A 6,807-nucleotide genomic window follows, 5' to 3' on the forward strand; every position below is an offset into this window, starting at 1 on the left:
GCCGCTTCGCGGTGGATCGGATGGTCGACGAGTACCTGGTGGTGTACGCGGGAGTGCTGGGGCGCTGACGCCGGGCGGGGGCCGACGGGGTTGAGTCGATCGATGGAGAGACCAGCCCGGTGACGGGGTACCTCGGTCAGAGCGCGGAAGAAGTTTCGCTTCGTGCCCGCCAGGCAGCCGCTCGCCCGATGCGGGCCAGCTGAGCGAGCATCTCGCCCGGCGGCCTCGTGACATCGATCCGCACCGGCTCGACGCGGTGACGCGAGATGGTCTCGACACGACGACGTCGACCCCGCTCGCCTGTCCCCCCTAGAACGACCGGGTCGAGCGGGGTAGCCCCCATCCGTGGTCACTCGTCCCGCTCGGCTGGGTCGCTCCTTTGCGACGGCGCGTCGAAAGGCGCGGTCTGAGCCGCATCGTCTTCGCCCTGCGATCCATTCGCGCGACGACGCAAGGCGCCTTCTGCGAGGCGGATGGAGAGGTCGTCTGTCGCTGCTCGGCCACGAGTCACCGCCTCGTCGCCGAAGCGACGGGCTGCATCGAATCCTTCAGCGCCCGTCTCGAGGACCTTGTCGCGGGCGTCGGCCACAGCGGCGAACCAGCCCCTGGCCTTCATCGAGTCGCGGAGACGTTCAAGGCCGACGTGGAGGTGGAAGTCGACCACACCGCTCGCGAGGCGGTCGCTCGATTCGACAACAGCACGGGCGCCGAGCGGATTCAACAGAACTCGCGCATTTGCACTGCCCGCAGCCGAGTCCATACGAGCGATCAGGCGCTCCGTGCTGCGAGCGATCGTGTCGAGCCGGTTCTTCCGAGCAGTCTGCAGGCCGATGCGGTGCTCATCGAGATCGTCCGCAGCCGAATCCAGGACTCGATCGATCTCGAGAATCGCGGTCGATTCCTGCAGCTGTATGCATCGGGCGAGCACGGCGAGCCACTCGCGGACCTTCGGCTCGGCCTCCCGGGTCGCCTTCGCGATGTCTCCCAGTTTCGTCGTCCGCTCGAGCTTCTCGGCCAGGGCGTCGAGCTGTCGCAGGGCGTAGGCCTGAGTGCGTGCGAGGGTCAAAGTGGTCGACTGCACTTTAGACCACGTGACCTCGGACACCCGACGAGTCCGCTCGCGAATGGTCATCGCCTCCTCGATCACGAGGTCGACGCCGATCATGTCGGCCAGTACGGCGTCCTTCTGGTTGCGGAGAAGATCGTCCACCTTCTCGTCGATCGTCGCGAGATAGTCGTTTATCTCGTCGATCGACTGCTGCATGGAAGCTTGCGCCATCATCCCCGCCACGCTCGACAACGCTGCCGGGTTGGTCAGGAGCGCCCCGGGGCCGGTCTGCGCGAACTGGACGATGCTCTTGATCCGGCCGTCCTTGCCCTGCACGACACCCATCGCGAGTCCGCTCTTGGAGTTCACCATGTGGCCGTGCTTCCGCAGCGCAGTGGCGGATTGCTCGGTCAGTTTCACCCATCGACCGGAACCGGCCGAGATCGCGGCCGCTGCCTGCACTACGCCCGCCGCCGCGCCGGCTGCCGGTCGGAGGCGCTCGAGTCCAAGGTCCTTCGATTCGAGACCCTCCGAATGCAGAAATCGGTCCACAGCCGAAGGCTCTCCGATCACGGCTATGCCGTCAGCGTCCTCGATCAGCTGAATGTCGTCGTCCATAGTCGGCTCCTGTCGGTTCGATCGCGCTCCTCTGGGAACACATGATGCTCATCCCACCATGTGCTCGGATCGGAGGAGAAGTGGGCCACGGCGCGGGCGGAAGATGACTGTCGGCTCACGAAGGATTGCTCCGTCACTCGTTACGGCGGTCCCGGGATCCACGCGAGAAAAGCTGTCAGCGCGGGGCAGGACTCCCGGCGTCAGCGGAACCACGCGAGCCCGGCACGCGCCCGGTCCCCGTCACGACGCCGCGCACCCCGCCCGGCGTCAGCGCCCCAGCACTCCCGCGTACACCACCAGGTACTCGTCGACCATCCGATCCACCGCGAAGCGGCGGCGCGCCGTCTCTCGCACGGCCGCGCGGTCGAGGAGCCCGACCCGCTCGACCGCGGCGACCGCCTCCTCCCGTGACGACACCGCGAACCCGGTGACGCCCTCGTCGATGATCTCGGCCATGGATCCGCGGCGGTACGCGATCACCGGCGTCCCGCACGCCATCGCCTCGACGACGGAGAGGCCGAACGGCTCGTCGAAGCCGATCGGATGCAGGAGCGCGAGCGCCCCGCCGAGCACGAGGGCGCGCTCCTCCGGCCCGACCGAGCCGCGGTAGACGACGCGAGTCCCGTCGACGAGCGGCTCGACCTCCTCGCGCCAGTAGCGCTCGTCCTGGACGATGCCGCAGATCACGAGTCGCCGCCCGGCCGCGGCGGCGATCCGGACCGCCTCCGCCGTGCCCTTGTCGGGGTGGATCCGGCCGAGGATCACGAGGTCCTCTCCTCCGGATCCGGCGGGGAAGCCGTCCACGTCGATCCCGTGGTGCACCGTCGCCGCGTAGTCGAGCTCGGGGGAGCGGTCGCTGTCCGAGATCGACACCAGGTGCTCGGTGCGCGGGTGCCGCAGCGCCTCGCGGTAGGCGGGCAGGATCTCGGGCCCGGAGAAGCCGTGCACCGTCGTCACCAGGAATACGGCCGCGGCGGCGTCGACGTCGACGCAGCGGCGGATCAGGAGGCCGGCGCCGCGAGTGGCGTCCTCGCGGCCGTGCCCGGCGGGGAGGACCTACTCGAGGAGGAAGGCGCGCCCGTTGATCAGCAGCGTGTCGCCGTCGGTCGCGGCGAGAACGCCGAACTCGTCGACGGAGCGGGTGGAGTCCCCGGCGGTGTCCGAGGTCGCGGCGACAGCGGGAGTGGCTGCGGCGGCGGTGAGGAGGAGCCCGCAGGCGAGTGCGGTGATCACGGTCGTGCGGTTCATCGGCGTCGTCCTTGGCGTCGTGGTGGGCCGCTTCTCGTGGAGGCGGCGGGAACTGGTTCCGAGCCTAGGGCGCCGAGCCCGTCAACGCCCTGGGTCGTTCCTTGGGTTCAGCTATGAAGTACCGTGCAGCCATGCCCTGGGGACGCCTCTACTTCGCCGTGCAGGCCCTCGGCGGCGCGGCCTGGTGGGTCGCCGTGGCGCTCGTCCCCGCGGTGCGGATCGCGACGCTCGGCAGCCTCGATCCCGTCCCTGTCGCGGCTCTCGACCTCCCGCTGTTCGTCGGCGCCTCCGCTCTGGCCGCGGCCGGGATCCGCTGGGCGGCCGTCACCGCGTCGGCCTGGACGCTCCTCGTCGCGGTCGCCCTGGCCGTCTGGGCCACCCTGACGGGGGAGGCGGGCTGGGGCGTCGTCGCGATGCTCGCCGCGGCGGGCGGCTCCGTCGTCGCGGCGTGCCTGCTCCTGCTCGGCCGGGTGCCCACGCGCTGGATCGCCTCCGGTCCCTTCTCCTTCCGCGTCGCGACCGCGGGCCGCCGGCCCGGATCGCACCTCGCCGCGACCCTCGGGCAGATCGCGGTGTTCTGGGGAGGCGCGCTGGTCGTCGTCCCGCTGGTGATCGCCGCGCTGGAGGAGCGCTGGGGCGTGAGCCTCGGAGCGGCGCCGCCCGCGGTCGTCGGCGTCGGCGTCCTGCTGCTGGTCGCGGCGAGCGCGCTCGGGATCTGGTCGGGGCTCACGATGTCGCTCCTCGGCGACGGCACGCCGCTGCCGATCGCGATGACCAACCGGCTGGTGATCGCCGGCCCCTACCGCTGGGTCCGCAACCCGATGGCGGTCGCCGGCATCGTGCAGGGAGCGGCGGTCGGGCTGCTGCTCTCGTCGTGGCTGGTCGTGCTGTACGCGCTCCTCGGCGCCGTCGTCTGGAACCAGGCCGTGCGCCCGCTGGAGGAGGCGGACCTCGCCGCCCGCTTCGGAGCCGACTTCGAGCGCTACCGCTCGCGCGTCCGCTGCTGGGTGCCCCGCCGCCCGGAGCCGCTGCCGCGACGGGGGTAGCCGCCGCCGCGGTGCGCTCGTCGAGGCGTTCCGCTCCCGCTCGGACACCGCCGCCAGGCCGGCGTCTCGCCGACGAGGGCGGTGTCTCGAGGTGACGGACGCGCCTCTCGGGACGGCGACGCGCCTCGCCCGCCGACCCCGTCACTCCGCGGTGCGCCCGCGCCCCACCACCGCGGCGATCAGCCCCGCCGACACCGCGGCCAGCGCGACCAGCACACCGCCCACGCCGAGCGCCCCCGCCACGAGCGGAGTCGCGAGCGCCAGCGCGACACCGGGGAGCGCCAGCCGCGCGGGCATCGGCTGGTGCTCGCCGAGCGGCGCGTGCACCGCCCACAGGGTCAGGACGAAGACCGCGACCGGCACCGCGACGGCCGCGCCGATCACCGTGTCGGACGCCTCGAGGTGGCCCGCGGTCGCAGCGACGGCCGCCTCCAGCCCGGACCCCAGCGCCGCGAGGGCCGCGAACGCCGCGAAGTGCGCGTAGCCCCAGCGGTAGGAGAGGCCGCGCCGCCGCTCCAGCAGCTCGCCGGAGGGATGCGAGAACGACAGCCACCACAGCGCGAACACGATCACCAGCCCGCAGGCCGCGACCAGCACGAGCGAGGCGCTGACGCCCGCCTCCGTCACCGCCCGCTGCACGCCCATCACCGCCGCGAGGACGCCCTCGCCGAGCAGGATGATCGTGAACAGCCCGTACCGCTCGGCGACGTGGTGCGGATGCCAGTTCGCGTCGCCCGCCCGCTGCGCCCAGAGGGGCACCGCCAGCTCGCAGGCGACCAGGAGCAGGAAGCTCACCACCCCGACCTCCTCGGGCAGGAGCAGCCGCAGCAGCCAGCCGACCTGCACGATCGAGAAGCCGACGGCGTTGCGCACGGCGGAGGTGCGGTGCTCCGGAGTGGACACGGCGACGCGGATCCACTGGCTCACCAGCGCGAACCGCATGATCGCGTAGCCGATGGTGATCGCCCGGTAGTCGCCGTCCTCGAAGCCGGCCGGCACTCCCGCCGCGAGCACCAGGACGCCGCCCATCTGGGCGAGGGTCAGCAGCCGGTAGGGCACGTCGTCGGTGTCGTACCCGGAGGCGAACCAGGTGAAGTTCATCCACGCCCACCAGATCGCGAAGAACACCATGCCGAAGGGGAGGAGCCCCTCGGCGAGGTGCCCCTCCTCGGTCGCGTGGGCGAGCTGCTGGGCGATCTGCGCGATCGCGACGACGAAGGTCAGGTCGACGAGCAGCTCGAGCGGACTCGAGACGCGGTGCGCCTCGTCGATCGCGCGCGGCTGCATCCGCACGCGGAGGGGGTGCGCGGGGGAGGCGGGCATGCGCTCATCCTGCACCCGGAGGGCCGCTGCGCGAGTGCCGCGCCCGCCTCCCGCGAACCTCGGCGCCCGCCCTCGCACCGAGTGTCCAGAAGTCGTCGCACTCGAGCGCGAGCGCGACGACCATCGGACACTCGCGGTCGGCCGGACCTCGCGGGGCCGGGCTCACACTCGCCGGGGACGTCGCAGCCGCGCCCCGCGCCGGCCCGCGCAGGACCCCCGCCTACGATGGGTCGGGATGTCCCCCGAATCCGCGCTCGCCGCCCCGACCCGCGCGTCCCCGGGCGCCCGGCGGTCGCGGCGCGGGCCGCTCCTCGGGCTCGCCCTGGTCGCCGTCCTCGTGGCGACGCGCCTGCTCGCCCCGGACGCGGCGGGCGACGCCCTCTCGGACGCGGTGCGCGACTTCCTCACCCTCTCGATCAGCGTCGTCATCGAGTCGCTGCCGTTCGTGTTCCTCGGCATCGTCCTCTCGATCGCGGTGCAGCTGTGGGTGCCCGAGACCGTGCTGCTGAGGATCCTGCCGAAGCGGGCGCTCCCGCGGCGCCTCGTGATCTCGCTGCTCGGCGTGCTCCTCCCGGTCTGCGAGTGCGGCAACGTGCCGCTCGCGCGCGGGCTGATCGTCAAGGGCCTCTCGGTGTCGGAGTCGATGACGTTCCTCCTCGCCGCGCCGATCGTGAATCCGATCACCATCGTCACGACCTACCAGGCCTTCGGCTGGGCCGACGGGATCCTCGTCTGGCGCATCGTCGGCGGCTTCGCGATCGCGAACCTCGTCGGCTGGATCTTCAGCCGCCACTCCGAGCCGATGAGCCTGCTCACCGACCGCTTCCGCGCGGCGTGCGAGGCGGGCGAGCGGCCGTCCCGCTCCCTCCGCGACCGCTCCCGGCGCAGCGTGCTGCTGTTCGCCGAGGAGACCGGGGCGATGATGCCGGCGCTGTTCGTCGGCGCCGCCATCGCGGGGCTGATCCAGGTCGGCGTCTCGCGCGATGTACTGACCACGCTCGGCGGCGACCCGCTCTGGTCGGTGCTGGCGCTGATGGTGCTCGCCTTCGTCATCTCGATCTGCTCGAACGTCGACGCGTTCTTCGTGCTCTCGTTCGGCTCCACGTTCCTGCCGGGAGGCATCATCGCGTTCCTCGTCTTCGGTCCGATGATCGACGTCAAGATGCTCGCGCTGCTGCGCACCACGTTCTCGGCCGCGACGCTGGTGCGCGTCACCGTGCTGGTCGCCCTCGGCGCGGCCGTGCTGGGACTGGCGGTGAACTATGCGCTCTGAGCGCCTCCTCGCCCGCTGGAAGGGCGTCGTCCTCAGCCTGATCGGCGTCGTCTCGACCCTGTGGCTCGCGGCGACCGGTCGGCTCGGCCTCTACATCCACCCCCGCTACTTCGAGTTCTCGGTGGTGCTCGCGGTGATCGCCGGAGTGCTGCTGATCGCGGCGTTCGCGGTCGTGCCGGGCGCCGAGGAGGACGCCCACGAGCACGAGCACGAGGACGACGTCGAGCACCTCCACGCCCCCGCACCCGCCC

The 6,807-nt window shown here is 71.9% G+C and carries 7 protein-coding genes; 3 read left to right on the forward strand and 4 right to left on the reverse strand.

Annotation, left to right across the window (positions count from 1 at the left end; genetic code table 11):
• Positions 1-349 precede the first annotated feature (349 nt).
• From C5C57_RS17235 to C5C57_RS17245, 3 genes are all read right to left on the reverse strand, one after another.
• On the reverse strand, positions 350-1,666 hold the full coding sequence (locus tag C5C57_RS17235; RefSeq protein WP_219813477.1) for a hypothetical protein: 1,317 nt from the start codon (positions 1,664-1,666) through the stop codon (positions 350-352).
• Positions 1,667-1,933: 267 nt separating this feature from the next.
• Complete coding sequence (locus C5C57_RS17240; RefSeq protein WP_258066969.1) at positions 1,934-2,623, reverse strand: glycosyltransferase; 690 nt, start codon at positions 2,621-2,623, stop codon at positions 1,934-1,936.
• A 99-nt stretch (positions 2,624-2,722) separates the two neighbouring features.
• Positions 2,723-2,914 (reverse strand): hypothetical protein, encoded by a 192-nt coding sequence (locus C5C57_RS17245; RefSeq protein WP_104223384.1) that lies wholly within the window; start codon positions 2,912-2,914, stop codon positions 2,723-2,725.
• A 131-nt stretch (positions 2,915-3,045) separates the two neighbouring features.
• Here C5C57_RS17245 and C5C57_RS17250 point away from each other — a divergent pair, with 131 nt between their 5' ends.
• Complete coding sequence (locus tag C5C57_RS17250) at positions 3,046-3,960, forward strand: isoprenylcysteine carboxylmethyltransferase family protein (RefSeq protein WP_104248334.1); 915 nt, start codon at positions 3,046-3,048, stop codon at positions 3,958-3,960.
• Between the two features lie 141 nt (positions 3,961-4,101).
• On the opposite strand, the gene C5C57_RS17255 is transcribed toward C5C57_RS17250, so the two are convergent.
• Entirely contained in the window at positions 4,102-5,283 is a 1,182-nt protein-coding gene (locus C5C57_RS17255) for a low temperature requirement protein A (protein WP_219815117.1), read from the reverse strand.
• 235 nt (positions 5,284-5,518) lie between these two features.
• Here C5C57_RS17255 and C5C57_RS17260 point away from each other — a divergent pair, with 235 nt between their 5' ends.
• Both C5C57_RS17260 and C5C57_RS17265 read left to right on the forward strand, forming a co-directional pair.
• The gene (locus C5C57_RS17260) at positions 5,519-6,556 is read left to right on the forward strand and encodes a permease (protein WP_104248333.1); all 1,038 of its coding nucleotides are present in this window, start codon (positions 5,519-5,521) and stop codon (positions 6,554-6,556) included.
• A partial coding sequence (locus tag C5C57_RS17265; protein ID WP_146082474.1) for a DUF1980 domain-containing protein occupies positions 6,546-6,807 on the forward strand: 262 nt, incomplete at its 3' end. The genes C5C57_RS17260 and C5C57_RS17265, both read left to right, overlap by 11 nt.

Origin of the sequence: Rathayibacter sp. AY1C5 (assembly GCF_002931705.1) — a bacterium.
Classification (GTDB): Bacteria; Actinomycetota; Actinomycetes; order Actinomycetales; family Microbacteriaceae; genus Rathayibacter.